General features: G+C 70.2%; 24 protein-coding genes and 1 pseudogene. 9 read left to right on the top strand and 16 right to left on the bottom strand.

Annotated features, from left to right (window positions below):
• Both NS334_RS18150 and NS334_RS07605 read right to left on the bottom strand, forming a co-directional pair.
• Positions 1 to 720, bottom strand: a pseudogene (locus NS334_RS18150) (hypothetical protein); the annotation flags it as partial.
• Positions 635 to 1,384 carry an ImuA family protein gene (locus tag NS334_RS07605; protein ID WP_058755373.1) on the bottom strand — a complete coding sequence of 250 codons (750 nt, stop codon included), beginning with the start codon at positions 1,382 to 1,384 and terminating at the stop codon, positions 635 to 637. The gene NS334_RS07605 and the pseudogene NS334_RS18150, both read right to left, overlap by 86 nt.
• Positions 1,385 to 1,582: 198 nt before the next feature.
• Between NS334_RS07605 and NS334_RS07600 the strand changes: the two genes are divergently transcribed.
• The 4 genes from NS334_RS07600 to NS334_RS07585 all read left to right on the top strand — a co-directional run bounded on the left by NS334_RS07600 (position 1,583) and on the right by NS334_RS07585 (position 6,269).
• Entirely contained in the window at positions 1,583 to 2,881 is a 1,299-nt protein-coding gene (locus NS334_RS07600; protein ID WP_193753026.1) for a 3-methyl-2-oxobutanoate dehydrogenase (2-methylpropanoyl-transferring) subunit alpha, read from the top strand.
• Positions 2,882 to 3,031: 150 nt separating this feature from the next.
• Entirely contained in the window at positions 3,032 to 4,036 is a 1,005-nt protein-coding gene (locus NS334_RS07595; RefSeq protein WP_058755377.1) for an alpha-ketoacid dehydrogenase subunit beta, read from the top strand.
• 5 nt (positions 4,037 to 4,041) lie between these two features.
• On the top strand, positions 4,042 to 5,427 hold the full coding sequence (locus NS334_RS07590; RefSeq protein WP_058755372.1) for a dihydrolipoamide acetyltransferase family protein: 1,386 nt from the start codon (positions 4,042 to 4,044) through the stop codon (positions 5,425 to 5,427).
• A 17-nt stretch (positions 5,428 to 5,444) separates the two neighbouring features.
• Positions 5,445 to 6,269, top strand: a complete 825-nt coding sequence (locus tag NS334_RS07585; protein ID WP_058755371.1) for a hypothetical protein — start codon at positions 5,445 to 5,447, stop codon at positions 6,267 to 6,269.
• Between the two features lie 113 nt (positions 6,270 to 6,382).
• Here the strand turns inward: NS334_RS07585 and NS334_RS07580 are convergent, their stop codons facing one another.
• Complete coding sequence (locus tag NS334_RS07580; RefSeq protein WP_058755376.1) at positions 6,383 to 8,554, bottom strand: primosomal protein N'; 2,172 nt, start codon at positions 8,552 to 8,554, stop codon at positions 6,383 to 6,385.
• Between the two features lie 57 nt (positions 8,555 to 8,611).
• A complete protein-coding gene (locus NS334_RS07575) occupies positions 8,612 to 10,057 on the bottom strand; it encodes a diguanylate cyclase domain-containing protein (protein ID WP_058755370.1) in 1,446 nt (481 codons plus the stop codon).
• A 71-nt stretch (positions 10,058 to 10,128) separates the two neighbouring features.
• Here NS334_RS07575 and NS334_RS07570 point away from each other — a divergent pair, with 71 nt between their 5' ends.
• On the top strand, positions 10,129 to 11,025 hold the full coding sequence (locus tag NS334_RS07570; RefSeq protein WP_241491853.1) for a tyrosine recombinase XerC: 897 nt from the start codon (positions 10,129 to 10,131) through the stop codon (positions 11,023 to 11,025).
• A gap of 2 nt (positions 11,026 to 11,027) precedes the next feature.
• Here NS334_RS07570 and NS334_RS07565 read toward each other — a convergent pair whose 3' ends face one another.
• From NS334_RS07565 to rsmI, 7 genes are all read right to left on the bottom strand, one after another.
• Positions 11,028 to 11,627, bottom strand: a complete 600-nt coding sequence (locus tag NS334_RS07565; RefSeq protein ID WP_058755369.1) for a DedA family protein — start codon at positions 11,625 to 11,627, stop codon at positions 11,028 to 11,030.
• 19 nt (positions 11,628 to 11,646) lie between these two features.
• Positions 11,647 to 12,612 carry a glutathione synthase gene (gene gshB / locus NS334_RS07560; RefSeq protein WP_058755368.1) on the bottom strand — a complete coding sequence of 322 codons (966 nt, stop codon included), beginning with the start codon at positions 12,610 to 12,612 and terminating at the stop codon, positions 11,647 to 11,649.
• A 32-nt stretch (positions 12,613 to 12,644) separates the two neighbouring features.
• Positions 12,645 to 13,028 (bottom strand): YraN family protein, encoded by a 384-nt coding sequence (locus tag NS334_RS07555; protein WP_058755367.1) that lies wholly within the window; start codon positions 13,026 to 13,028, stop codon positions 12,645 to 12,647.
• Positions 13,029 to 13,254: 226 nt separating this feature from the next.
• A complete protein-coding gene (locus NS334_RS07550; RefSeq protein WP_058755366.1) occupies positions 13,255 to 15,318 on the bottom strand; it encodes a TonB-dependent siderophore receptor in 2,064 nt (687 codons plus the stop codon).
• 58 nt (positions 15,319 to 15,376) lie between these two features.
• Entirely contained in the window at positions 15,377 to 17,314 is a 1,938-nt protein-coding gene (locus tag NS334_RS07545; RefSeq protein ID WP_058755365.1) for a beta-N-acetylhexosaminidase family protein, read from the bottom strand.
• Positions 17,315 to 17,387: 73 nt separating this feature from the next.
• Positions 17,388 to 18,155, bottom strand: coding sequence for a 3-keto-disaccharide hydrolase (locus tag NS334_RS07540; protein WP_058755364.1), 768 nt, complete (start codon positions 18,153 to 18,155; stop codon positions 17,388 to 17,390).
• Positions 18,156 to 18,233: 78 nt separating this feature from the next.
• Entirely contained in the window at positions 18,234 to 19,082 is an 849-nt protein-coding gene (gene rsmI / locus NS334_RS07535; RefSeq protein ID WP_058755363.1) for a 16S rRNA (cytidine(1402)-2'-O)-methyltransferase, read from the bottom strand.
• Here rsmI and NS334_RS07530 point away from each other — a divergent pair.
• Entirely contained in the window at positions 19,081 to 20,280 is a 1,200-nt protein-coding gene (locus NS334_RS07530) for a penicillin-binding protein activator (RefSeq protein ID WP_058755362.1), read from the top strand. The genes rsmI and NS334_RS07530 overlap by 2 nt on opposite strands.
• A 31-nt stretch (positions 20,281 to 20,311) precedes the next feature.
• Here the strand turns inward: NS334_RS07530 and hemW are convergent, their stop codons facing one another.
• The gene (hemW, locus tag NS334_RS07525; RefSeq protein ID WP_083500322.1) at positions 20,312 to 21,463 is read right to left on the bottom strand and encodes a radical SAM family heme chaperone HemW; all 1,152 of its coding nucleotides are present in this window, start codon (positions 21,461 to 21,463) and stop codon (positions 20,312 to 20,314) included.
• 130 nt (positions 21,464 to 21,593) lie between these two features.
• Here hemW and NS334_RS07520 point away from each other — a divergent pair, with 130 nt between their 5' ends.
• Positions 21,594 to 22,142, top strand: a complete 549-nt coding sequence (locus NS334_RS07520; protein WP_058755361.1) for a CAP domain-containing protein — start codon at positions 21,594 to 21,596, stop codon at positions 22,140 to 22,142.
• Positions 22,143 to 22,163: 21 nt separating this feature from the next.
• Here NS334_RS07520 and rdgB read toward each other — a convergent pair whose 3' ends face one another.
• From rdgB to NS334_RS07500, 4 genes are all read right to left on the bottom strand, one after another.
• Complete coding sequence (gene rdgB, locus NS334_RS07515) at positions 22,164 to 22,790, bottom strand: RdgB/HAM1 family non-canonical purine NTP pyrophosphatase (RefSeq protein WP_058755360.1); 627 nt, start codon at positions 22,788 to 22,790, stop codon at positions 22,164 to 22,166.
• Complete coding sequence (gene rph, locus NS334_RS07510) at positions 22,787 to 23,500, bottom strand: ribonuclease PH (protein ID WP_058755359.1); 714 nt, start codon at positions 23,498 to 23,500, stop codon at positions 22,787 to 22,789. Before rph ends, rdgB begins: the two co-directional genes overlap by 4 nt.
• A 113-nt stretch (positions 23,501 to 23,613) precedes the next feature.
• Positions 23,614 to 23,967, bottom strand: a complete 354-nt coding sequence (locus NS334_RS07505; RefSeq protein ID WP_058755358.1) for an STAS/SEC14 domain-containing protein — start codon at positions 23,965 to 23,967, stop codon at positions 23,614 to 23,616.
• Positions 23,968 to 24,072: 105 nt separating this feature from the next.
• Complete coding sequence (locus NS334_RS07500; protein ID WP_058755357.1) at positions 24,073 to 24,441, bottom strand: hypothetical protein; 369 nt, start codon at positions 24,439 to 24,441, stop codon at positions 24,073 to 24,075.
• Positions 24,442 to 24,524: 83 nt separating this feature from the next.
• Here NS334_RS07500 and hrcA point away from each other — a divergent pair, with 83 nt between their 5' ends.
• The gene (hrcA, locus tag NS334_RS07495; protein WP_241491852.1) at positions 24,525 to 25,568 is read left to right on the top strand and encodes a heat-inducible transcriptional repressor HrcA; all 1,044 of its coding nucleotides are present in this window, start codon (positions 24,525 to 24,527) and stop codon (positions 25,566 to 25,568) included.
• 35 nt (positions 25,569 to 25,603) lie between these two features.
• The gene (gene grpE, locus NS334_RS07490) at positions 25,604 to 26,167 is read left to right on the top strand and encodes a nucleotide exchange factor GrpE (protein WP_058755355.1); all 564 of its coding nucleotides are present in this window, start codon (positions 25,604 to 25,606) and stop codon (positions 26,165 to 26,167) included.
• Positions 26,168 to 26,274 lie beyond the last annotated feature (107 nt).

Raw genomic sequence — 26,274 nt, 5'->3', positions numbered from 1 at the left:
GTGCCGCCAGCGTGTGGCGGCACCCGCTGCCGCATCGTCACCCCGGACCTGATCCGGGGGCCATGTTGCCGCTTGCGTTGTCGTCGAGTTTGCGGAGCCCACCAGGGATGAGGTGGCACTTCCCGTCGGTTGCGGGTGAAGGGTGACGCCTCCCCCATTACCGTCCACCCCGGCGGAGGCCGGGGTCCAGTGGCGGAAGGATCGCTGTAAGCCGGTAACGTCTCCCAACTGGACCCCGGCCTCCGCCGGGGTGACAGTGAGAAGGGGGCACCCGTTCAAAATAGTGGCCGCCGTATCTAGAACCCGTCGCGACACCTCACGCGCACCAACCGCCCCGCCCGGTTCCGGCCAGCCGCTCGCCTTGCCGCCGTCATCGCCGGGCAGGTATTTGTACGGATGCGACGCCGCCTCGCTGCGCCGTCCCATCTCGCGCATCGGCGGGCGCTGGTGCGGCGGCAAAGCGGCGACCTGCCGCAGCACCTCCGCGCGCGAGCCCGCCGCGCCCGCGACCTCCTCCCGCGCCCAGCGCGCGCCCGGCCGCCAGCCGGTGTTGCGCGGCGCGTCGCAGGCCTTGCCGCCCTGTTCGGCATCGCTCGCCGCCTTGATCGCGGCGAGATCGAGCGCGACGCGCCGCTCAGGCGGCGGCGCGAGCGCTGGCTCGGCCCGCCGCAGCCGGTCGATCGACCAGTCGGGCAGGTAGAGCGAGGCGACCCGTTTCATCGCATGCCTCCACGATCGTCTGAAAAGCCTCGCCGCCCCGCTGACGCGCAACGCACACGTCCCAGCGCGCGCGGCCCACGCCCGCCACCGGCAAGGGCGCGGACGGGGCGGAGGCGACGCGCCAGCGAGTGACGGCGGCGGACGGCACCGCGAGTGGATCGGCGCCCTCGCGAGCGTGCCGCTTCATCAGCAGCGCGATCGTCCGCCCGCCTTCCGCCGCCAGTTGCAGCCGCCGCGTCGAGGCCATCGCCGCGCGGCACGTCTCGCCGATCACCGCGCCCAGCCCGCGATGCCGCAGGCCCTCCTCCATCAATGCCAGCACCTCGGCATCGTCGGCCGCCTCGGCATACAGCACCCGCTCGGGCGCGAGGCCCGACTGGTAGAGGCCGGGCGCGAACAGGTCGCGCCGCCGCACCACCCACAGCACCGGTCCCCATGCCCGCGCCGCGATCCCGGCGATGAACAGGGTCGCGCTGGCATCGTCGCCCGGCGAGGGTGTCGCCGCCGCCACCTCGTGCAGCGCGTCGAGCCGCAGGCCCCCGTTCGCCAGTCGGTCGTCGAGCGGCGCGATGCCGAACGGCAGCACCGGGCGGCGGCGATGGCCGTCACCTTCGATGGCGCGGAGCGTGTCGCGCAGGGATTGGAGGACGCTCGACTCGGACACGACAGGGACGACTCCGCGATGGGATTATCGTTCCTAATTTGTTCTCTTTGGCCGGCAGGAGTCAATCCCCTGATACGCCCCGGAAAATGGTATCGCCAGCATCGATCCTGCGAAAAACGCTTTTCCGCCGCTTGAAACATAATTACAAGCGGCTGAAACGGCGCTGCGTGAACGGCGGCGCAGGACGGAGAGTGAGACGTGGGCGACGAACCCGGCAACGTGCGACCGCGCGGCAACCTGCCGCCGCTTTCCCTGCACGTCCCCGAACCCAAGTTCCGGCCCGGCGACGCGGTCGATTTCGCCGATGTCGACGTGCCCCCGGCCGGTTCCGCGCGCCGCCCCGACACCGCCGAGCCAGCGAACACCTTCACCGAGCTGGCCTATACGATGGTGCGCGTCCTCGACGAGCAGAACCAGGCGGTCGGCCCGTGGAATCCGCGCCTGTCGCCCGACACGCTGCGCCGCATGCTGCGCCACATGGCGACCGTCCGCGCCTTCGACGAACGGATGTTCCGCGCGCAGCGGCAGGGCAAGACCAGCTTCTACATGAAATGCCTGGGCGAGGAGGCGGTCGCGGTCGCCGCCGCGCACGCGCTGGATGCCGAGGACATGTGCTTCCCCTCCTATCGCCAGCAGGGGCTGTTGATCGCGCGCGGTTGCCCGATGGTCGACATGATGAACCAGATCTATTCGAACACCGGCGACAAGCTGCAGGGCAAGCAGCTGCCGATCATGTATTCGGAAAAGCGCTTCGGCTTCTTCTCGATCTCGGGCAATCTGACCACGCAATATCCGCAGGCGGTCGGCTGGGCGATGGCCTCGGCGTCGAAGGGCGATACGCGGATCGCGGCGACCTGGTGCGGCGAAGGCTCGACCGCCGAGGGCGACTTCCACTCCGCGCTGACCTTCGCCACGGTCTATCGCGCGCCGGTGATCTTCAACGTCGTCAACAACCAATGGGCGATTTCGAGCTTCTCCGGCTTCGCGGGTGCGGAGGCGACCACCTTCGCCGCGCGCGCGGTCGGCTACGGGATCGCGGGGCTGCGCGTCGACGGCAACGACGCGCTGGCGGTCTATGCCGCGACCGCCTGGGCCGCCGAGCGCGCGCGCACCAACGCCGGGCCGACGCTGATCGAGCATTTCACGTACCGGACCGAGGGGCATTCGACCTCCGACGACCCGACGCAATATCGCTCGGCGGGGGAACCGACCGCGTGGCCGCTCGGCGATCCGATCCGCCGGCTGAAGGACCATCTGGTCACGATCGGCGAGTGGGACGACGCCCGGCAGGAGGCGATGGACCGCGAGGTCGCCGAAGAGGTGAAGAGCGCGCAGAAGGCGGCGGAGAAGAACGGCATCCTCGGCCACGGCCTGCACCAGCCGCTCGACACCTTGTTCGACGGGGTGTTCGAGGAAATGCCGTGGCATCTGCGCGAGCAGCGGCAGATGATGATCGACGAGGAAACCGCCAGCGGCCGCCCGTGGGCGCGCAAGTGACGGTGCCGCCCCGCGATGTCGTCATCCCGGCGAAGGCCGGGATCCATCTCTCCACCTGCGCTGCCGGCGCAATGGACCCCGGCCTTCGCCGGGGTGACGGGTTCTGAAATGACCGACGTAACTGAACACGACGCGGACACCACCACCCGCATGAACATGATCCAGGCGATCAATTCCGCGATGGACGTGACGATGGCGCGCGATCCGTCGATCGTCGTCATGGGCGAGGACGTCGGCTATTTCGGCGGCGTCTTCCGCGCCACCGCCGGCCTGCAGAAGAAATACGGCAAGACCCGCGTCTTCGACACGCCGATCACCGAATGCGGGATCATCGGCGTCGCGGTCGGCATGGGCGCCTATGGCCTTCGCCCGGTCCCCGAAATCCAGTTCGCCGATTACATCTACCCGGCGCTCGACCAGCTGGTCAGCGAGGCGGCGCGTCTGCGCTACCGTTCGGGCGGGGAGTTCACCGCGCCGCTGACGGTGCGCTCGCCGTTCGGGGGCGGGATCTTCGGCGGACAGACGCACTCGCAGTCCCCGGAGGGCATCTTCACCCACGTTTCGGGCGTGAAGACCGTCATCCCCTCTACCCCCTATGACGCCAAGGGGCTGCTGATCGCCGCGATCGAGGACAACGATCCGGTCATCTTCTTCGAGCCCAAGCGCATCTACAACGGCCCGTTCAACGGCCATTGGGACCGGCCGGCGGAAAACTGGTCGAAGCATCCCGGCGGCGAGGTGCCCACTGGCTATTACAAGATCCCGCTGGGCAAGGCGAACGTCGTGCGGGAGGGCGAGGCGGTGACGATGCTCGCCTATGGCACGATGGTGCATGTCTGCGCGCAGGTCGTGGCCGACACCGGCGTGGATGCCGAGATCGTCGACCTGCGCACGCTCGTGCCGCTCGACATCGAGGCGATCGAGGCCAGCGTGAAGAAGACCGGGCGCTGCATGATCGTCCACGAGGCGACGCGTACCGCCGGGTTCGGCGCGGAACTGGCGGCGCTGGTACAGGAGCGGTGCTTCTATCACCTGGAGGCCCCGGTCGAGCGCGTCACCGGCTTCGACACGCCGTACCCGCACAGCCTGGAATGGGCCTATTTCCCGGGACCGGTGCGGATCGGCCAGGCGCTCAAGAAAATCCTGAAGGACTAAGGCAGATGGCGCGTTTCACCTTCAAGCTGCCGGACATCGGCGAGGGCATTTCCGAGGCGGAGATCGTCGCATGGCACGTCGCCGTCGGCGACCGTGTCGAGGAGGACCAGAGCCTCGCCGACATGATGACCGACAAGGCGACCGTGGAGATGGAATCGCCGGTCGCGGGCGTCGTGGTCGAGATCGCTGGGCAGGTCGGCGATCAGGTGTCGATCGGCGCGCCGCTGGTAGTGATTGAGACCGAGGGTGAGGGGGAAATGGGGGGGGAGCGCGACGTCGCTGCCCCGGCCACCGAGCTCGCCACGCTTGAGGCGGAGAACCCGGGCGTCGAGGAAGCCGCTCCCCTCCCTGAAAGGGAGGATCATGCGGTCGGTCATGACCCCATGATGGGGGTGGGTGATGTGTCTCAACACGCAAATCCCCAGCGTGACGCACAGTCCCAGTCCGAGCCCCACAACGCGCCCTCGAAGGCCGAACCCACCCCCAACCCCTCCCTTCCAGGGAGGGGGGCAGTTGTGGCCACCCACACCCCGGTTCTCGCCTCCCCCGCGGTCCGCGCCCGCGCGAAGGACCTGAACGTCGATCTCTCGGCGATCCGCGTGCCCGAGGGCGAGCGTATCCGCCACGCCGATCTCGATGCCTATCTCCGCTACAACGCCGGGCAGGGCTATCACGCCCCCCACGCCAGCCGCACCCGCGACGACGAGCAGGTGCGCGTCATCGGCATGCGGCGCCGCATCGCCGAGAACATGGCCGCGTCGAAGCGCAACATCCCGCACTTCACCTATGTCGACGAGATCGACGTCACCGCGCTGGAGGACATGCGCGCGGACCTGAACGCGAACCGTGGCGAGCGCCCCAAGCTGACGATGCTGCCGCTGCTGATCGTCGCGATGTGCCGGACCTTGCCTGACTTCCCGATGCTCAACGCGCGCTATGACGACGACGCGGGCGTGGTGACGCGCTCGGGCCGCGTCCATGTCGGCATGGCGGCGCAGACCGACGCCGGGCTGACCGTGCCCGTCATCCGCGACGCGCAGGACCGCAACGTCTGGCAACTCGCCACCGAGATCGGGCGGCTGGCGAACGCGGCGCGCGCGGGCAAGCTGACCCCGCAGGAACTGGGCGGCGGCACGATCACCGTCACGTCGCTAGGGCCTCTCGGCGGCATCGCCACCACCCCGGTCATCAACCGCCCGGAAGTGGCGATCATCGGGCCGAACAAGATCGTCGAGCGTCCGGTGTTCAAGGGAGACGACATTGTCCGCGCCAAGCTGATGAACCTGTCGATCAGTTGCGACCATCGCGTCGTCGACGGCTGGGACGCGGCGAGCTACGTGCAGGCGCTCAGGAAGTATCTCGAAACGCCGGTGCTGCTGTTCGCCGACTGAGGTGCTAGGGGCGGGGCATGCACCTCGACCTGATCCAGTCGCTCAGCCTGTGCGGCGATACCGCCACGCCCAATGACGACCGTGCGGGTGCCGGCGCGCGCCACGCCTGGGTGGTCGACGGCGCCACCGATCTGTCGCCGCCGGGATTGCTCGGCGCGCAGGGCGGGGCGGCGTGGCTGTCGGCGGCCGCCGATGCGGCCTTTGCCGGCGCGCGCGCGGACGATCTGCACGGTACCTGCGCGCAGGTCTTCGCCGCCGTCGCGGCGCGCTATGCGGCGGAGCGGCGGCGCGCGCCGGAGGGGGCGTGGGAAGTGCCGTCCGCCGCCTTCGCGGCGGTGCAGCTGGTCGGGGACGTGCTGGAGGTGGCGTGGGCCGCCGATTGTGCGGTCCTGCGCGCGCGCGGGGAGACGGCGTCGTGGTGCACGCCCGCGCCCGATCGCGCCCGCGAAAGCGCGCAGGCGGCGGCGCTGGGGCCCGGGGTCGGGGCGAACAAGCTGCGGACGCCGGCGGTGCTGGCGGACCGGCGCACCGCACGGGCGCGGCCGGGGCGGCGCGTGCTGGGCGTCGATGCGGCGGCGAGCGCGGCGGCGGTCGATACCGCGCGCTTCGACGTCGCGGTCGGCGACGAACTGCTGCTGATGAGCGATGGCATGGCGGCGCTGGTCGATGCCTATGCGGCCTATGACGCGGTGGGGCTGTTCGCGGTGATGCGACGCGACGGGCTGGCGGTGCTGGGCATGGAAATGCGCGCGATCGAGCGTGACGATGCGGCGTGCCTGCGCTTTCCGCGCTTCAAGGCCAGCGACGACGCCACCGCCTTGTGGGTGCGGGTCGGCGGGTAAAGGGGGAAGGCGCGGCGCATACCGCGGTCCAGGGTGCCGCAAGAGCCGTAACCCGGGATGATGCGGGCAGGTGGACCCCGGCCCGTGCCCGGGTGACCATGGCGATAGTCCCTCTACAGGAAGCTGTAGGGATCGACGTCCACCGCGACGCGCACCTTGGCGGGCCATTCCACCGTGCCCAGCCAGTCGCGGATCACGTCCTGTACGTCGAGCGCGCGGCGTGCATGGACCAGCAACCGGAAGCGGTGTCGCCCGCGCAGCATCGCCAGCGGCGCGGGCGCGGGGCCATAGACTTCCATGCCGTCGACGCGCGGCGCGGCGCGGCCGATCGCGCGCGCGGTGTCGTGCGCGGCACCCTGTTCCTCGCTCGACACGATGATCGCGGCATAGCGGCCGAACGGCGGCGCGCCGGCCTCCTCGCGCGCCTCGGTCTCGGCGGCGTAGAAGGCATCGGCATCGCCCGTCACCAGCGCCTGCATCACCTGCGCCTTGGGACTGTGCGTCTGGATGAAGACATGGCCGGGCTTGGCCCCGCGCCCGGCCCGCCCCGACACCTGCCGGATCTGCTGGAAGGTCCGCTCCGCCGCGCGCAGGTCGCCCCCGTCGAGACCCAGGTCGGCGTCGATCACCCCGACCAATGTCAGGTTCGGGAAGTGATAGCCCTTGGTCACCAATTGCGTGCCGACGACGATGTCGATGTCGCCCGCCTCCATCCGCGCGACGAATTCGGCGGCCTTGGCGGGGCTCCAGATCGTGTCGGAGGTGACGACGGCGGTGCGCGCCTCCGGGAAGAGCGCCGCGACCTCGTCGGCGATCCGCTCGACACCGGGGCCGCACGCGACCAGCGTATCCTCGTTCTGGCATTCGGGGCAGAGGCGCGGCACCGGCTCGATATGTCCGCAATGGTGGCAGGCCAGCCGCCGCGTCAGGCGATGCTCGACCATCCAGGCGGTGCAATTGGGACATTGGAAACGATGCCCGCACGTGCGGCACAGTGTCAGCGGGGCATAGCCGCGCCGGTTGAGGAACAGCAGCGACTGTTCCCGCCGCGCCAGTGCCTCCTCCATCGCCTTCACCAGACGGGGGCTGATCCAGCGGCCATGCTCGGGCGGTTCGGCGATCAGGTCGATCGCCTCGATCGTCGGCATCTGCGCGACACCGAAGCGGCCGGGCAGCTTCACTTCGGCGTACTTGCCCAGCGCGACCTGATGCCGCGTCTCGATCGCGGGGGTGGCACTGGCGAGGATCACCGGGCAGCCCTCGAACAGTCCGCGCATCACCGCGACGTCGCGGGCGTGATAATGGACGCCGTCCTCCTGCTTGAAGCTCGTCTCGTGCGCCTCGTCGACCACGATCAGCCCCAGATTCGCATAGGGAAGGAACAAGGCCGAGCGCGCACCGACCGTCACCCGCGCCTCGCCGCCGGCGATCGCGCGCCAGGCGCGGCGGCGCTGCGTCGCGCGCAGGCCGGAATGCCATGCCACCGGCTCGCAGCCGAAGCGATCGTGGAAGCGCTTCAGGAACGGCTCGGTCAGCGCGATCTCGGGGAGGAGCACCAGCACCTGTTTGCCCGCGCGGATCGCGGCGGCGACCGCCTCGAAATAGACCTCGGTCTTGCCCGATCCGGTGACGCCGTCGAGCAGGGTCGGGCGGAAGGCGGCGGCGTCCACGTCCGCGACCAAGGTGGCGGCGGCGGCGCGCTGATCGTCTGACAGCGTCGGCGGCGCGTGGTCGGGATCGGGAACCGGATAGGGGCTGTCGATGTCGACCGCGACCCCCTCGATCGCGCCGACCTTCACCAATCCCCGGATCACCGCATCGCTGACGTCGGCGATCTGCGCGAGTTCGCGGATCAGCCCCTGTCGGTCGCCGATCCGCTCCAGCGCCTGTTCGCGTTGCGCGGTCAGCCGATCGGGGACCGTGCCGGTCGCGCGGTATTCGACGACGCTGCGCCCGCCCTCCAGCGCGGCGGTCGAGGACAGCGCCATCCGCACCACGGCGGCGGGCGGCGCCAGATAGTAATCGGCGGTCCATTCGATCAGCCGCCGCAGCGGCGCGCGCAGCGGCGGCACATCGGCGACCGCCAGCAGGTTGCGCAGCCGATTGTCGCCGACCTCGGCATCCGACGGCATCCGTTCGGCCTCCCACGCGACGCCGAGCAACTGCCGTGGGCCCAGCGGTGCGACGACGACCGAGCCGGGCTCGACCGTCATGCCGTGCGGCACGCGGTAATCGAGCGGCCCCAGAGCCGAGTTCAGGACGAGGACGCGCGCGCGGGAGGACATCGTCCGCGCCATATGGGGCGTGTTCGAGTCGGAGGGAAGCGCGGGCGCGGCGGACGCTTACGCCACCCGGCGCATCTCCCGCGTGCCGATCCGCGCGCGCTTGGCGGCATAGAGGATCATGTCGGCGCGGCGTGCGAAATCGCGCAGCGAGTGGCAATCCGCATCGAATGCGGCGATCCCGACCGATCCGGCGCTGGTCATCGTCATCCCGCCCGCCTCGACCGGCACACGCAGCGCCGATTCGATCCGCTCACACAGCCCGGGAATATCGGCGGCGAGCGTCCGGTCCTCGACGATCAGCGCGAATTCGTCGCCGCCGATCCGCGCCGCGATACAGCCACGCAGCCAAGGTTCCCGCAGCGCCGTGCCGGTCGCGCGCAGCACGTCGTCGCCCGCATCATGACCCAGCGTGTCGTTGATCGCCTTGAACCCGTCGAGATCGATCAGGGCGAGGTGCAGCGTGGTGCCGAGCAGGCGCGCGCGCGCCATCGCCGCCTCCAGCTCGCGATCGAACGCCGCGCGATTGGCGATGCCGGTCAGCGCATCGGTGTCGGCGGAGCGGCGCAGCTGCTGTTCCAGTGCATAGCGCTCGGTGATGTCCTGGAAGATGCCGACCATCGCGACGATCCGCCCGTCGACATATTCCGGATCGGCCTGCGCGCGCACCCGCCGCAACCGGCCATCGGCGGTGACGAAATCGCTTTCGATCGACATCGGCGTTCCGTCCGCCAGCCCGGCGGCCAGTTGCGCCTGCACGACGGGGCGCATGGCTTCGGGATAGAAATTCAGCGCGTCGGCCAGCGCCGGCATTTCACCGATCGGCAGGCCATGGATGCGATAGACGTTGTCGGACCATTCCAGCATTCCGTCATCGACCGAATAGCGCCACGATCCGATCGCGGCGATCTGTTCGGCCTGGCTGAAGATACGGTCCTGCCGCGCCAGCCGCGTCACCAGTTCCTCGCCGCTGGTCGCGATATGGATGGCCTTCAGCGCAGTGCGGCGCGCGTCCAGCAACGCCTCGGCCAGCGTCGCGAGCTGCGCCAGCCCCGCCAGTTCGCGCGGGGCGGGCTGATGCGGGGTCGAATCGACCACGCACAACGTACCAACGGCGTGGCGCACGCCCTCGCTATCGGCGACGTGCAGCGGCGCACCGGCATAGAAGCGGACCCCCGCATCGCAGACCAGCGGCGTGTCATGATAGCGGTCGTCGTCGAGCGTGTCGTCGATCACGGTCAGCCGGTCGTCGATGACGGTCCGGGCGCAGAAGGTGATGTCGCGCGGCAGTTCCGCCGGCCCGGGCGAGGTCCGCGCCTTCACCCACACCCGGTCGCGATCGACGAGGTTGAGAAGCGCGGTCGGGCAGCCGAGCAGTTCCGCGGCAAGCGCGACCAGCGCATCGAACTCCCGCTCCGGCGCGCTATCGACAAGGTGCAGCGCCTGCAACGCCGCGAGACGTTGCGCCTCCACATGGGGCGACAGGGCCAGGGGCGGTCCGTTCATGACTAACGGCTAGCAGGAAGTTTCTTAATTTTGGTTTGCCACGATCAGGCGATGGCGCGACATGCGACGAGGTGAGCGAAAATCCGGTCCCGCTGTCGTTGCAATGGTCCATCCACCTGGCGCGTGATCGTCGCCGGTCGGAACATACGGTGCGTGCCTATCGGGCCACGGCCGAGCGGCTGGTCGCTTTCCTGACCCTGCATTGGGGCGAGCGGATCGACCGGGCCGGTCTGGCCCGGGTCACGGCGCCGGACTTGCGTGCCTATCTGGCGCAGCGGCGCGGCAGCGGGCTGTCGAACGCCTCGGCGGCGCGCGAATTGTCGGCGGTGCGCGGATTCCTGGACTGGGCGGGCGGCATCGGGGCGGCACCACGATTGAAGGGGCCGCGCGTCAAGAAGGGCGTGCCGCGCCCGATCTCTCCGGACGAGGCGGTCGGGCTGGCCAGCGATGTCGCGGAGGAGAGCGACGAGCCATGGGTGGCGGCGCGCGACTGGGCGGTGCTGCTGCTGCTGTACGGGGCCGGTCTGCGGATCGGCGAGGCGCTGGGGCTGACCGGCGCGGTGTTGCCGCTGGGCGAGACGCTGCGGGTGACGGGCAAGCGCGACCGGACGCGGATCGTGCCGCTGCTGCCCCCGGTGCGCGCCGCGATCGAGGACTATGCGGCGCGGGTGCCGTGGCCGCTGACGCCGGACGCGGCGCTGTTCCGGGGCGTGCGCGGGGGCACGCTGGACGGCGGGATCGTGCGGGCACGGGTGCGGGCGGCGCGGGCGCGGCTGGGGCTGTCGGACCGGACGACGCCGCACGCGCTGCGCCACAGTTTCGCGACGCACCTGCTGGGGCGTGGGGCGGACCTGCGCGCGTTGCAGGAGCTGCTGGGGCACGCCAGCCTGAGTTCGACGCAGGTCTATACCGGCGTGGATGCGGCGCATCTGCTGGACGTCTATCGGGCGGCGCATCCGCGCGGCTGACCTCAATGGCGCGGCTTCCACGTCGCGACCCGCCAGCCGTACCAGCCGAGCGCGAGCACCGTCATCGCCACGCCGACCGGCCCGACGTACCGATCCAGCTCCGCGAAGCGGCTGCCGAGATAATAGCCCGCCCCGGCCAGCACGCCGTTCCAGATGATGCTGCCCAGGAAGGTCATCGCCAGGAACCGCGCGAGCGGCATCCCGGCCATGCCGGCGGGCAGCGAGATCATGGTGCGGAACGTCGGCATGAAGCGGAACACGAAGATCACCCAGCCGCCGTGGCGGTGGAAGAAGGTGCGGACCCGCTCGACATCCTCCCACTCCATCGTCAGCCAGCGGCCGTGCCGCTCCACGAACGGGCGGAAGCGCGCATAGCCCAGCCGCCGCCCGATCACGTACCAGAAGACGTTGCCCGCGGTCGTCCCCGCCGTGCCCCACAGCAGCAAGGGCACGATGTCCATCTGCCCGCGTGCCACCGCGATCCCGCCCAGCCCCATGATGACCTCGGACGGGATCGGCGGGACGATATTCTCGAGCGCCATCAGCAGGAAGATGCCGAGATAGCCGCCCGCGACGATCCAGTGGATGATGAAGTCGGTCACGCGGGCGGCAACGGCCCGGTCAGCGCGCGCGTTCCTTGAGGCGCTTGTCGATCGCGTCCCAGATCATCCCCGCGACATCGGTGCCGTCGAACTTCTCGATCGCGACGATGCCGGTCGGCGAGGTCACGTTGATCTCCGTCAGCCATTCGCCGCCGATCACGTCGATGCCGACGAAGATCAGCCCGCGCCGCTTCAGCTCCGGGCCGAGCACCGCGCAGATCTCGCGCTCGCGCGGGGTCAGTTCGGTCTTCTGCGCCGAGCCGCCGACCGCCAGGTTGGAGCGGATCTCGCCCTCGCCCGGCAGCCGGTTGATCGCGCCCGCGACCTCGCCGTCGACCAGCACGATGCGCTTGTCGCCCTTCGCCACATCGGGCAGGAACGCCTGCACCATATGCGGCTCGCGCCACGTCTGGTTGAACACCTCCATCAGCGCGGACAGGTTCTCGCCGCTGTTGCGGACGTGGAAGATCGCCTTCCCGCCGTTGCCGTGCAGCGGCTTCACGACGATCTCGCCATGCTGCTTCAGGAAGGCGCGCGCCTCGTCGAGCGAGCGCGTCACCAGCGTCGGCGGCATGAAGCGCGCATAGTCGAGCACGAAGACCTTTTCGGGCGCGTTGCGGACGCTGGCGGGATCGTTGACGATCAGCGTCCGGTCGGCGACGCGCTCCAGCAGGTGCGTGGCGGTGATATAGCCGAGGTCGAACGGCGGGTCCTGCCGCATCAGCACCACGTCCGCGTCCACGCCCAGATCCAGCGCCACGGGGTCGCCGAAGCGGAAATGATCCCCCGCGACCCGCTGCACCGTCACCGGATGCGCCTTGGCCCACAGCCGGCCGTCGGACCAGTTGAGCGCGGTCGCGTCATAGTGGAACAACGTGTGCCCGCGCGCCTGCGCGGCGAGCATCAGTGCGAAGGTGGAATCGCCCGCGACGTTGATCTGGTCGAGCGGGTCCATCTGGACGGCGACGGTGAGCGGCTGGGTCATGACCGGGGATGTAGGCTCCGCGCGTACGGCTGTCAGTAGCCGATCCACGCATTCTCGATATGGCGGGGGCGCGTGGCCGGTGCGAGCAGCAGCACGTCGATGCGGATATCCTCGCCGTTGGTGGCATAGCGCGGCATCAGCAGCTCGGCGGCGGCGGCGACGCGCGCGAGGCGGCGCTGGTCGATGGCGTGGTCCAGCTCGGCGGCGCTGCGGCGCGCCTTCACCTCGACGAAGGCGATCAAGCCGCCGCGCCGCGCGATCAGGTCGACCTCGCCGGCGGGGGTGCGGACGCGGCGGTCGAGGATGCTCCAGCCCTTCAGCCGCAGCCACCATGCCGCGATCCGCTCGCCGCGCCGCCCGGCTTCCTCGGCGGTGCGACGGGCGGTGGTGGTCGTCGGGCGGGGAGGGCGCGTCACGCGACGCGACGCTGCGGCGGAGCGACCGCGACGGGCGCGCGGAAGTTCACAAAGTTCACACCACGTCGCGCTTCGAACCCTCTCCGCGCGGATGCGGAGCGATCGCGACGGAGGAAGAAGGGCGAAGAGAGCGGCATGACGTGACGAGCATAGCCGCGAACCGGCGCTGTAGGACAGCGCCGATCGCTCCGGACGGCACCGCGCCGCCGCCGCGCGACCATGAAGATCAGAAGTGATAGCCGATCGAGGCCATGACGTTGCGCGGCGCGGTCATGAAGCAGTCGCCGCGCGCCAGGCAGCTGGCATAGGTGCGCTTGTCGAACAGGTTGGTGGCGTTGAGCGTCGCGCGCCAGCGACCCTCGGTCACCTCGACCAGCGCGTCGGCCATGGCGCGCCCGGGCGTCACGAGCGTCCAGACCGCGTTGCTCGACACCTGCCGCCCCAGATAGCGGACGCCCGCGCCCAGTCGCAGCGCGGTCGAGCCCTGCGTGAAGGTCTTGGCGGCCCAGGCCGAGGCGATATGCCGTGCCGTGAAGTCGGTCAGCCCGCCGCCCGATACGTCGTTGAAGCCGTAGGACAGCGACAGGTCGTAATCGCCGGGCAGGGTGCGCGTCGCCTCCAGCTCGACACCCTGGCTGGTGACCTCGCCGGCCTGGATCTGCCCAAGGGGGTTGGCGGGATCCGGGATCGGGCGGTTGGTGTCCTTGATGCGGAAGCCGGTCAGCGTGACCAGCGTCGCGTGATCGGGCTGCCACTTGACGCCGGTTTCGAACTGGTGCCCCATCTGGGGACGGAACGGCGCCCCGGCGGTGGTGGTGCCCGCGATCGGCAGGAAGCTTTCGGTGTAGCTGAAGAACGGCGAGACGCCCGCGCCGATCTCGCCGATGATCCCGGCGCGGAAGGTGGTGGCGGTATCGACGCGACGCGGCGTGCCGGAGGTCGTCACGCGGTCGCGGCGCGCACCCAGCACCACCGAGACCCGGTCCCAGAAACGGATCTGGTCCTGCGCATAGATGCCGAGCTGCCGCTGCGCCTCCCGCCCGCGCGCGCCGCCGGGGTTCGGGGTCAGGATGGCATCGCGATCGAGGTCGTAGAGGTCCACCTCCTGATAGCCGACGGCCTGCCGCTTCTTCACCGCGTTCCAGCTGTAGTCGATACCGGCGAGCAAGACATGTTCGACCGCCGCACCCGTGTTGAAGCGGACGCGCAGATTGTTGTCGGTCGAAAAGACGTTCATCCGGCCATCCAGCCCGTAAGCGTACAGCCCGATCCGCCGCCCGTTGCCGCCAGGCGTGTAGGGATCACGCGGATTGGAGTAACTGTCGGGATAATGGGTGTTATATTGCAGCGTGCTGTCGATGTAGCGTGCCTTCAGGCTGAGCGTCACGTCGTCGCCGAACCGCTGCGTCAGCGATCCGCCGCCCTGCAACAGCCGCCCGTCGTACCGATCCCAGCCGGGCTTGCCGACGAACAGGTAGCGATCGAGCGGCGGATTGCCGGGGTTGTCGATGAAGGTGCCGATCACCGGCAGGAAATTGGTGGTCGAGCCGCCATGGTCCCGTTGATACAGGCCGAGCAGCGTGATCTCGGTACGCGCGCCCGGCCGCCAGGTGAGCGAGGGCGCCAGCATCACGCGATCGTCGGGCGTGTGCGCGATGTACGTGTCCGCATCGCGGGCGCGCGCCACCAGCCGGACGCCCAGATTGCCGCCGACCACGCCGTTCAGATCGGCCAGCACTTCCTTGCGATCGAAGCTGCCGGCGACCAGCGCGATGTCCGCGCTGTTTTCGAGCAGCGGCGTCTTGGAGACGACGTTGACCAGGCCGCCCAGCGATCCCTGCCCGAACAGGACCGAGGCGGGGCCGCGCACCACCTCCACACGTGAGAAATTATACGGGTCGGACGGGATCGTCGCCCAATAGCTGAAGACGTCGCGCATCCCGTCGCGGAACTGCAGCGCGTCCAGACCGCGGATCTTGAAACTGTCGGCGCGGCTGTCGCGGCCGAAGGAGTCGGAATTGACCCCGGCCGTATAGCGCACCGTGTCGGAGATGTTGATCGCGCCCTGCGCCAGGAACACGTCGTCGGTGACGACGGTGATCGGCTGCGGCACCTCGATCAGCGGGGTCGCGGTCTTGGTCGCCGCGACCGCCTCGTCGCGGCGGCCCTGCACCAGAATGTCGTCGGCAGGACCGTTGGCATCCGCGGTGTCGGCGTCGGCAGGTGCGGCGGCGGGAGCGGCGGCGGCCCCGGCGAGCAGCAGTCCGGCAAGTGCGAGATCGGCAAACATATAGAGGCCCCTTCCTTGTTGAAGCGGCCTCTAATGATATTGCTAACGACTCGCAATGCTATTTTGGTGCGGGGATGGCGATCAGCCCCGGCGCATCGGTCACGAAGCGGTCGAGCACGCCGTCCGCGATCCGGACCGGACCGTCGAAGCGGGTCGCGCCGGCGATCGTCCGGACCGCCGCCGCTTCCGCCGCCAGCCGCTTCGCCTCGGCGAAGTAGCGCGTGGCGGCGCGGCTGCCGGTGTCGGCGGCGGACAGGCCGGCGGCGGTCTGGCGCAGCGCGCGTCCCCAAAGCTGCAGCGCCTCCAGCCACGGGCGCGTCTGTTCCGCGAAGGCCGGGTCGGCCACTCCAGCGCGGATCGCATCGGAGGCGTCGGTCAGCTCGTCGGCGCTACGCGCCAGTTCCGCCAGCGCGGCGCGGCGCCGATCGGGCGTGCTATCGGCCAGTGTCTCGCGGACACGGTCGAGCAACGCCTTGAGCCGGGGCGCCTGTTCCTGCCACGGCTGGCTGCCGAAGGTCGGGGCCAGATGCTGCGTGTCGAAGAAGGTGAGCAGCGCATCGGTCGCGTGTGGGTCGCCGCCCGCCAGTTCGCGCGCGGCGAAGCGCCACGTGCGGTCGGCGTCATAGCCCCTGTCGTTCCAGGCGAACGCCAGCACGCCGGTCACCGCGACGCGGCTGGGCGCTTCCTGGTTCATCGGGTTGGACAGGATGCCGCTCAATTCGCCCGACAGCCCGGCCTCGCGCCGCGTATACGGGGCCATCAGCAGCCGGCCGGTGGTCTGCGCATAATCGTTGACCGGATAATTGTCCCAGAGCAGCGTCTTGCGCCCGAACGCCTTGGTCGCGGCCTTCGCATCGGAGATGGCGATGGCGGGCGGAACGACGTCGGTGCCGGTCCATTGCACGACGATGCGCGGGTCGAGGTGCTGGCGCAGCGCCGCCTTGTAGGGCGATTCTTTCGCGTCATAATATTCGGTGGGGACCATGATCAGCGGGCGCGACGCGGCGTCCTTCGCCAGCAGGTCGGCTTGCACGACGTTGAGCAGCTTCGCCTGCGCGACGCCGGCCGCCTCAGCGCCGGAGGGACCGAAGGCGGCGGCGTCGCGATCGCAATTCCATTTCTTGTACTCGATATCGTCGAGCGCGACGTAGAAGCTGCGCACGCCGATCCCGCGCAGCGCGTCGAACTTGCGCTCCAGCGCCTGGGCGTCGGCGGGATCGGAGAAGCAGACGGTCGGCCCCGGCGAGATCGCATAGACGAAATCGACGTGATCGCGCCGCGCGGTGGCGACCAGCGCGCCCAGCGCGCTCAGCGTCGCGGCGGGATAAGGCTCCCGCCAGCGGTCGCGCGCATGGGGATCGTCCTTGGGGCTGTAGACATAGGTGTTCGCCTTGACGGTGGCGAGGAAATCGAGGTGCTTGGTGCGGTCCGCCATCGTCCACGGCTTGCCGTAGAAGCCCTCGATCGTGCCGCGGATCGGCATCGCGGGATGGTCGCGGATCAGCAGCGCCGGGATCGGGCCGGTGCGCGCGAGCTGGCGGAAGGTCTGCGCGGCATGGAACAGCCCGTCGGCATCGCGCCCGGCCAGTATGACCACCCCCGCCCCGTCCGCGTCGGTGGCGATCGTATAGCCTTCGCGCGCGTCGTCGATCGTGGTGCCGGCGCGGGCCAGCGCGGCGCGGACCGGCGCGGTGTCGCCGGTGCCGAGGACGATCTGCGCGCGATCGGCGCTGGGCGAAAGGGCCCGCGCGGCGGCGATCGTCCGGACCCCGGCGTCGCGCAGCCCGCGCTCGACCAGCGCCAGCGTCTCCGGCTGGGTGCCGGGCGCGGCGACCAGCACCACCGAGCGGCCGAGCGCGATCGTATCGGCGCCGCGCAGTGCCATCTCGACCGGGGTCGGGAAGATCGCGGGCAGCGTCGCGGGATCGGCGCCGGCGGGCGTGACGGCGAGCGTCGCCAGCAGGAGGGCGAGGGTCCGGCCCGTGCGTCGCGTCATCCCATTCTCCGGTATCCAATTGGTATTGCCGGCGGGTGTAGGCAGGGACGCGGCGCTCCGCAAGCAGCGCAGATCAGTCGATCCGCTGCACCTCGATATTGCGGAACTCGGTCGGCTGCCCCTCGCTCTGGAGCGCGATATAGCCCTGCCGAAGCTGCAGCGATCCGCCCGCCGCCGCGATCAGCGGCTGCGCGTCCTTGTCGTCGGGGGCGAGCCGCGCGTCGCGGTAGCGGATCGCCCGCCGGCCATCGATCATGTGCGTGATCGTGCCGTTGGGCAGCACCTCCAGTTCGACATGCGCCCATTTGCCCAGCGGCACCAGCGGGCCGGTGCCGGTGATGCAATGCTGCGTCGGGCGCGTGCCATCGAATTCGACCGTGGTGCCGGGCGTGCAGAGATTGCCGGACGGTTCGCGATCCGGGCGGGGCACGGCGAGCAGCTGGAACTCCAGACTGACCGGGAACTGCTGGTCGCGGGTCATCGTCGCGGGCGCCTGCGCATGGAGCATCAGCCCGGAATTGCGGTTCTGCCAGCGTTCGATCCCCGACATCGACGGCCCCGTCATGCGATAGTCGAAACGCAGGCGATAGCTTTTGAACGGCGTCTTGTAGAACAGATGCCCGAACGCGCCGTCGAACGCGGCGTAATGATCGTAGCTGACCGCGATCGCGCGGTCCTTCACCACGAAGGTGTGCAGCGGATCCTCCCCCACCGCGCGGCCGGTGATCTTGGGCGTCCAGCCGTCGAGCGTGCGGCCGTCGAAGATCCGCTCCCACTTATGGGGCTGCGCGTCGGCGGCGACGGGCAGCAGCAGGCACGACAGGATCAGCAATTTCTTCATGACGGCTCCGCGAAGCGACAGGGGGGGGGGCGGGAAAGTGCTACCGACCTGCCAGACGTGCGGCAACGGCGATCCTGCTTAATTGCCGACCTTTAGCTCCAGCGCGCGGGCGTAGAGCGCCTTGCGGTCCAGCCCCAGCGCCTTCGCGACCTCGCCCGCCGCCTTCGACGCGGGCAGGCGGGTCAGCGCCTCGACCAGCGCGGCCTCGCCATCCTCGGCGCTGGCCGGGGCGGGCGGTTCGGGCGGCGCGACGACGATCACGATCTCGCCCCTGGGCGGCGCGTCGTCATAACGTGCCGCGAGCGTCGAGAGCGTGCCGGTCACGGCTTCCTCGAACTTCTTGGTGATCTCGCGCGTGACCGCCGCCTCGCGGTCGCCGAGGCCGGTGGCGAGCGCCGACAGGCATGCCGACAGGCGCGGCCCCGATTCGTAGATGACCAGGGTCGCGCGGACGGCGGCGACCTCGGCAATGGCGGTGGCGCGCGCCTGTTCCTTGGCGGGCAGGAAGCCCAGGAAGAAGAAGCGGTCGGTCGGCAACCCCGCCAGCGTCAGCGCCGCGATCGCCGCGCACGGCCCGGGGATCGTCACCACCTGATGCCCCGCCGCGCGCGCATCGCGCACCAGCTTGAAGCCGGGGTCGGAGATCAGCGGCGTGCCCGCGTCGGACACCAGCGCCACTACCTCGCTGCCCATCCGCGCGACCAGTCCGGGGCGGACCTGTTCGGCATTATGGTCGTGATAGGGGGTCATCGGGCGCTTCGTGCCGATGTGGCGGAGCAATCCGGCGGTCACGCGCGTATCCTCCACGGCGATAACATCCGCTGCGGACAGGATTTCTGCCGCGCGCGGGGACAGATCGCCGAGATTGCCGATCGGGGTGGCGACGATGTACAGGCCGGGGGTCAAAGGGTTCACGGGAGTTGTCATGGCAGAGGCGATCGGGCGTTCGCAATGGTCGAGCGCATTATCGCGGGCGATCACCGTCGCGGGCGCGCTGTTGCTCGCGGCGTGTTCGACGGTGGTGCCGCGCGGTCCGGTGCAGACCGCGCCGACCACGCAGGCTCCGCCGCCGCCGCGCACCACCCAGCCGGAGGTCGTGACCGGGCTGGCGCAGGATGCGCAGCGCAACCGCGTCGCGCTGCTGGTGCCGCTGACCGGCAGCAACGCCGGGGTGGGACGCAGCCTGGCCAATGCCACGCAACTCGCGCTGCTCGACACCCGCAACCAGCAGGTCCGCATCACCAGCTACGACACCGCCACCGGCGCGGGCGCGGCGGCGGCGCGCGCGATTCGCGAGGGCGCGCAGCTGATCCTCGGGCCGCTGCTGGCCGAGGACGTCCGCGCCGTCGCGCCGATCGCGCGGGCGGCGAAGGTGCCGGTACTGTCCTTCTCCAACGATACCGGCGTGGCGGGCAACGGCGCCTATGTGCTGGGTTATGCCCCGGCGCAGGCGATCGAGCGCGTCGTGGCCTATGCGCGCGGGCGCGGGATCGACAATTTCGGCGGGCTGGTGCCCAATGCGCTGTATGGTAGCCGTGCCTCCACCGCCTTCCTGCGCGCGGTCGAACAGGCCGGCGGGCGGGTGGTGTCGCTCCAGACCTATGATCGCGGTCCCGGCGCGCTGGGCGCGGCGGTGCAGCGGATGACGAAGGACGCGCCGTTCGGCGCGGTGCTGATCGCCGACAGCGGCGCGACCGCGGCGACGGCGGTGCCGCTGGTCCGCCGCGCCAGCCCCTCGGCACAGATCCTCGGCACCGAGCTGTGGAATTCGGATGCCGCCGCGCGCGCCTCGGCGGCGCTGAACGGGGCGTGGTTCGCCAGCGTCCCCGACAATCTCTATCGTCAATATGCGCGCAATTACCGCACGCGCTTCAATGCCGCGCCCTATCGCCTGTCGAGCCTGGGCTACGACTCGGTGCTGCTGGTCGTGCGCATCGCGCGCGAGTGGCGGCCGGGTTCGCCCTTCCCCGAAGCGCGGCTGAGGGATCCGGACGGGTTCGCGGGCATCGACGGCGCGTTCCGCTTCGGCCGCGACAATGTCGCCGAGCGCGCGCTGGCGGTGCAGGAGATCCGCGGCGGCGAGACGACGGTGGTTTCGCCGGCACCGACCGGGTTCGGCGACTAAGCCGCTTCCCTGCCGGAGAGGAGAGGGGACATCACTCCGCCCGCACCACACGCGGCAGGATCGCGTCGAGCAGGATCATCCCCGCCTCGGTGACGCGCAGCCGCGTGCCGTCGCGCGCGATCAGCCCCGGCAGCGCGGCGATCGCGGCATCGTCGACCAGCGCCGGAACCGGCACGCCGCTGTCGGCGGCGATCGCGGCGAGGTCGACGCCCTCCGCCAGCCGCAACCCCATCAGCAACGCCTCGCTGGCGCGGGTCGTCGGGGCGAGCGGCTCCTCGCTTTCGATGCCATGTCCGTTGCGGGCGACGGCGGCCAGCCAGTTCTCCGGCTTGCGGCGGCGGAAGCTGGCGAGGCGGTGGCGGCGGCCGTGCGCGCCGGGACCAATGCCGACGTAATCGCGGTAGCGCCAGTAAGCGAGGTTGTGGCGGCTCTCCTCCCCGGCGCGCGCATGGTTGGAGATCTCATAGGCCGGGATCCCGGCGGCGGCAGTGCGATCACGCGTCAGCTCGAACAGGTCGGCGGCGGCATCGCCATCGGGAATCGTCAGCCGCCCCGCCGCCGCTTCGGTCGCGAAGCGCGTACCAGGCTCGATCGTCAGCTGGTAGAGCGACAGATGCTCGGTCCCGAGTGAAAGCGCGCGCGCCAGTTCCGCCTCCCACATCGCCAGCGGCTGGCCGGGGCGGGCGTAGATCAGGTCGATGCTGACCCGCGCGAACCGCGCCTGCGCGACGTCGAGCGCGCCCAGCGCCTCGCTCACGTCATGCGCGCGCCCCAGGAAGTGCAGCGCTTCGTCGTCGAGCGCCTGCAATCCCAGCGAGACGCGATTGACCCCGGCGGCGGCGATGTCGGCGAAGCGCGCCGCCTCCACCGACGACGGATTGGCCTCCAGCGTGATCTCCACATCGTCGGTCGGTGGCCAGGCGGCGACCGCCGCCTCGATCAGCGCGGCGACCGTGGCGGGCGGCATCAGCGACGGCGTGCCGCCGCCGAAGAAGATCGACCCGAGTCGCCGTCCGGGCAGCAGTGCCGCCTCATGCGCCAGATCGGCGAGCAGCGCGCGCTGCCACGCCGCCTCGTCCACCGTGGCGCGGACATGGCTGTTGAAGTCGCAATAGGGACATTTGGAGACGCAGAACGGCCAGTGGATGTAGAGCGCCAGCGGCGCATCGTCGGGAGAAGCCATGATGGTGGCGATATGGGGACAGGCGCGCGCCATGGCCATAACCATGATTCCCGCTTTCGATCGCCAATGCGGGTCAAAAGGGCCGAATTGGTAATATGCGGTACAGGTTCGTTTCGCCAACGTAGCGATCATGATGTTCCGCCGCTCGATCGCCCTGATCCTCGCTTTCGCCGTCAGCACCCCGGCCGCCGCCGCCGGACTGGAGATGCGCGCGCGCCGACTGGCGCCGGAACGCGGTATCGCGCTGCTGCAGGCGGCGATGCTCGACGCGCACAACCGCACCCGCGCGCAGCTGGGGCTGCGGCCGCTGTCCTGGAGCCCGGCACTGGCCGGCGACGCGGCCCACCATGCGCAGGTGCTCGCGCGTACCGGGCGCATGTTCCATGCGGAGCAATCCGGCGGCGCGGCGTGGCAGGGCGAGAATCTGTTCGCCGGTACGCGTGGCAGCTATGCCTATGCCGATATGGCGAATTACTGGCTCGACGAGCGGCGGGTGTTCCGGAACCGGCCGTTCCCGGCGATCAGCACCACCGGCCACTGGCAGGATGCGGCGCATTATGCGCAGATGGTGTCGCGCGACACGACCGAGGTCGGCTGCGCGCTGGCCGAGGGGCAGTTCGAGGATTTCCTCGTCTGTCGCTATGCCCCCGGCGAAACGCGCGGGCGGCGCGCCTATTGAGCGACCGCCCGGCGGGCCGGATCAGAAGACCGCCGCGACCATCTGCCGGAACGCGTCGCCGCGGTGGCTGATCTCGTTCTTGGCGGGTTCGTCCATCTCGCCGAAGGTCGTGGTCAGCCCGACCGGCTGGAACACCGGGTCGTAGCCATGCCCCTTGAGCCCACGCGGCGGCCAGACGAGCGTGCCGTCGACGCGCCCCTCGAACCATTCGACATGGCCGTCGGGCCAGGCCAGCGCCAGCGCGCAGATGAAATGCGCGTCGCGCGGCGCATCGGGCGTTTCGCCCAATTTGTCCTCGACCAGCCGCATCGCATGGCCGAAGTCCTTGTCCGGCCCGCCCCAGCGCGCCGAGAAGATGCCCGGATCGCCGCCCAGCGCATCGACGCATAGCCCGCTGTCGTCGGCCAGCGCGGGCAGGCCCGACAGGTCCGCCGCCGCGCGCGCCTTCAGCTCGGCGTTCATGACGAAGGTGGTGCCGGTCTCCTCGGGCTCGGGCAGATCGAGCGAGGCGGCGGAGATCACCTCCAGCCCGTACCCCTCCAGCAGCGCGCCGATTTCGCGCACCTTGCCGGCATTGTGGCTGGCGATCACCAGCTTGCCGGGCTTCAGTTTGCGGATCGCCTGCGGCTCGGTGCCCTCTCCGCTCATGCGACGGCGCGTCCCTGCGCGGCGAAGATGTCGTTGCAGCCGATGCGGGCGAGGCGGAGCAGGCGGAGCAGTGCTTCCTCGTCATAGGTGGCGTGCTCGGCGGTCGCCTGCGCCTCGGCGATATGGCCGTTTTCGAGCAGCACGAAATTGGCGTCGGCGTCGGCGTTCGAATCCTCGTCGTAATCGAGGTCGAGGACCGGATCGCCCTTGTAGATGCCGCACGACACGGCGGCGATCTTCTGCGTGATCGGGTCGGCGGTCAGCTTGCCCGACGCCAGCAGCCCGTCGACCGCGAGCCGCAGCGCGACCCATGCGCCCGAGATCGAGGCGGTGCGGGTGCCGCCATCGGCCTGGATCACGTCGCAATCCAGCGTGATCTGACGCTCGCCCAGCACGGTCAGGTCGGTGACGGCGCGCAGCGAACGGCCGATCAGCCGCTGGATTTCCTGCGTGCGGCCCGATTGCTTGCCCTTGGCGGCCTCGCGGCTGCCGCGCGTGTGCGTGGCGCGCGGAAGCATGCCATATTCGGCCGTCACCCAGCCCTGACCCTTGCCGCGCAGGAACGGCGGCACGCGCTCCTCGACGGACGCGGTGACGAGGACCTTGGTATCGCCGAAGCCGATCAGCACCGAACCCTCGGCATGGCGCGTGAAGCGCGGCTCGATGGTGATGGGGCGCATCTGGTCGGGGGCGCGGCCGCTGGGGCGCATTCAACTCTCCTTGAGGACGGATCGTGCCCGCCCTAGCCGGGTTGACGGAGGCGCGCCAGCCTCCGCTGGGCCGCCGGATCGCCATCGTCCCCGCCGGCGCGGACATGACGGCGTTACGCCAGCACCCAGGCGCGCGCCTCGGCGGCCGTGTCGAACAGCCGGAGATAAGGCTGCGGCATCCGCCGGAGGATCTGCGCGCGGGCGACGGGCGAGGGGGTGGTGACCACCGCGATGCGGCTGGCCCTCGGAAACGAGCGGAACTGCGTGGCGAAGGCCGCAAGCGTATCCTGCGGCTGCGGCCCGCACGCGCTCATGTCCATCAACAGGCGATAGCCGGGGTGGAACCGCGCCTCCAGGAAACCGCGCATCACCGCGCGGGCATATCCCGCCACCTCGGCCGGCGTGAAGATGCGGTGCCACCGGGTGGCGAGCAGCGCGGATTCACGCTCGAAGACGATGTCGTACATCGACCAGCTTCCCTGCCGGTCAATGGTTGCGAAAGGATGAAGCGCGCCGGCTAAGCTGCGATATCACGGTGTTTTTTTGCGCCGTGCGCTCGATCGGGTGGCGGGTCAGGCCGTTACCCAGGTGCGCGCGTCGACGGGTGATTCGAACAGTCGCATGTACGGCTGGGTCATGATCCGCCGCACCTGCCCGCGCAGCAGGGGCGCGGTCGCGGCGACGCCGATCCGGCTCGCCTTCGGGATCTTCTTCATGTGCGCCGCGAACAATGCCAGCGACTCCTGCGGCTGCGCGTCGCACGGGGTCATGTCCATCAGCAGCCGGTAGCCGGAGCGGAACTGCGCGGCGACGAACCCGCGCGTATATTCCTGCCCATATGTCTCGACGTCTCCCGGCGAGAACATCCGGTACCAGCGGACGACGAGCAGATGCGCGGCGCGATCAAAGTCCAGGTCGTAAGGTGTTGAGACGTCCGCCATCCCACCCTTTTGTCGGACAGTTGTTTCCGAAAGATGAAGTCGCCCGGTTGAGCCGGGCGGCGCGCGCGCATACATCCATGCGCGTGACCCGGTCGCCGCCCATCGCCGAACTCACCGACCGCGCGCGCGACATCTTCCGCCGCGTCGTCGACGGTTATCTGGAAAGCGGCCAGCCGGTCGGTTCGCGCACGCTGGCGCAGGCGGGGCTGAACCTGTCGCCCGCCTCGATCCGCGGCGTGCTGGCGCAACTGGAGCTGGCCGGGCTGCTGACCGCGCCGCACACCTCCGCCGGACGGATGCCGACCGAGCGCGGCCTGCGGCTGTTCGTCGACGGCATGATGCAGGCGCATGCGCCGACCGACGACGAGCGCAAGCAGATCGAGGCGCGTGCCGGCACCGGCGGCCCGGTCGAGGAGGCACTGGCGGCGACCACCGCCGCCTTGTCGGGCCTGTCGGCCTGCGCCGGGCTGGTGATGGTGCCCAAGCGCGAGGCGGTGCTGCGCTCGATCGGCTTCGTGCCGCTGGGGCCGGTACAGGCGCTGGCGGTGCTGGTGGGCGAGGACGGCGCGGTCGAGAATCGCGTCATCGACCTGCCGCCCGGCGTTGCGCCCGGCGCGCTCGTCGAGGCGGGGAATTACATGACCGCGACGCTGGCCGGGCTGACGCTGGCGGAGGCGCGCGCGCGGCTGGAGCGGGAACTGTCGGCGGGCCGCTCGGCGCTCGACGCCGCCGCGCGGACATTGGTCGAGCGGGGACTGGCGATCTGGAGCGAGGATGGCGCGCGGCGCCCGGTGCTGATCGTGCGCGGGCACGGGCGTTTGCTCGACGATGCCGATGCCGCCGATCTGGAGCGGGTGCGCGCGCTGCTCGACGATCTCGACGGCAAGCAGGAGGTCGCCGCGCTGCTCGATTCGGCGCGTGCGGGCGATGCGACGCGCATCTTCATCGGGGCGGAGAACAAGCTGTTCACGCTCAGCGGCTCGTCGGTGATCGCCAAGCCGTTCCGGGGCCGGGACGGCAACGTCGTCGGCGTGGTCGGCGTGATCGGGCCGACGCGGTTGAACTACGCCCGCGTCGTGCCCATGGTGGATTTCACGGCCGCGACGCTCACCCGGTTGCTCGGGTGAGGCGCGGCGCTTTGACGTAAACGAACAGGACGGACATGACCGACAACGCAAACGCCCCCGGGAACCCTGGCGACGACCTGCGCGACGCCACCGCCGAGGCCGCACCCGAGGTCGCGGAACATGACGCCGCCAATGCGCGGATCGCGGAGCTGGAGGAACAGCTCGCCGCCGCGCGGCAGGAAACGCTCTACGCGCAGGCCGACATCCAGAACGTCCGCCGTCGCGCCGAAAAGGACGCCGCCGACGCGCGCGCCTATGCCGCGACCGGCTTCGCGCGCGACGTGCTGTCGGTGGCCGACAATCTCGACCGCGCGCTGGCGGCGATCCCGGCGGCGTTGCGCGAGGACGAGAAGTTCAAGGGGCTGGTGACGGGGCTGGAAGCGACCGGGCGCGAGCTGGCGAACGTGTTCGGCCGCCACGGGCTGACCAAGATCGAGGCGATGGGCCAGCCGCTCGACCCCAACAAGCATCAGGCGATGATGGAAATGCCCAGCGATGCCGAGCCGGGCACCGTCGTGCAGGAAATGCAGGCGGGCTGGATGATCAAGGACCGCCTGCTGCGCCCGGCGCTGGTCGGCGTGGCCAAGAAGCCGGACTGAGCTACCTCAAGCCGTCATCCCCGCGGAGGCGGGGATCCAGACGCGCAGGTCTGGCGATAGAAACGCCACGTCAGAGGTTCTGGATCCCCGCCTCCGCGGGGATGACG

Source organism: Sphingomonas endophytica (genome assembly GCF_001476895.1).
Classification (GTDB): Bacteria; Pseudomonadota; Alphaproteobacteria; order Sphingomonadales; family Sphingomonadaceae; genus Sphingomonas; species Sphingomonas endophytica_A.
The sequence above is the reverse complement of the archived record's forward strand: the minus strand, read 5'-3'. Positions and strand labels throughout refer to the sequence as shown.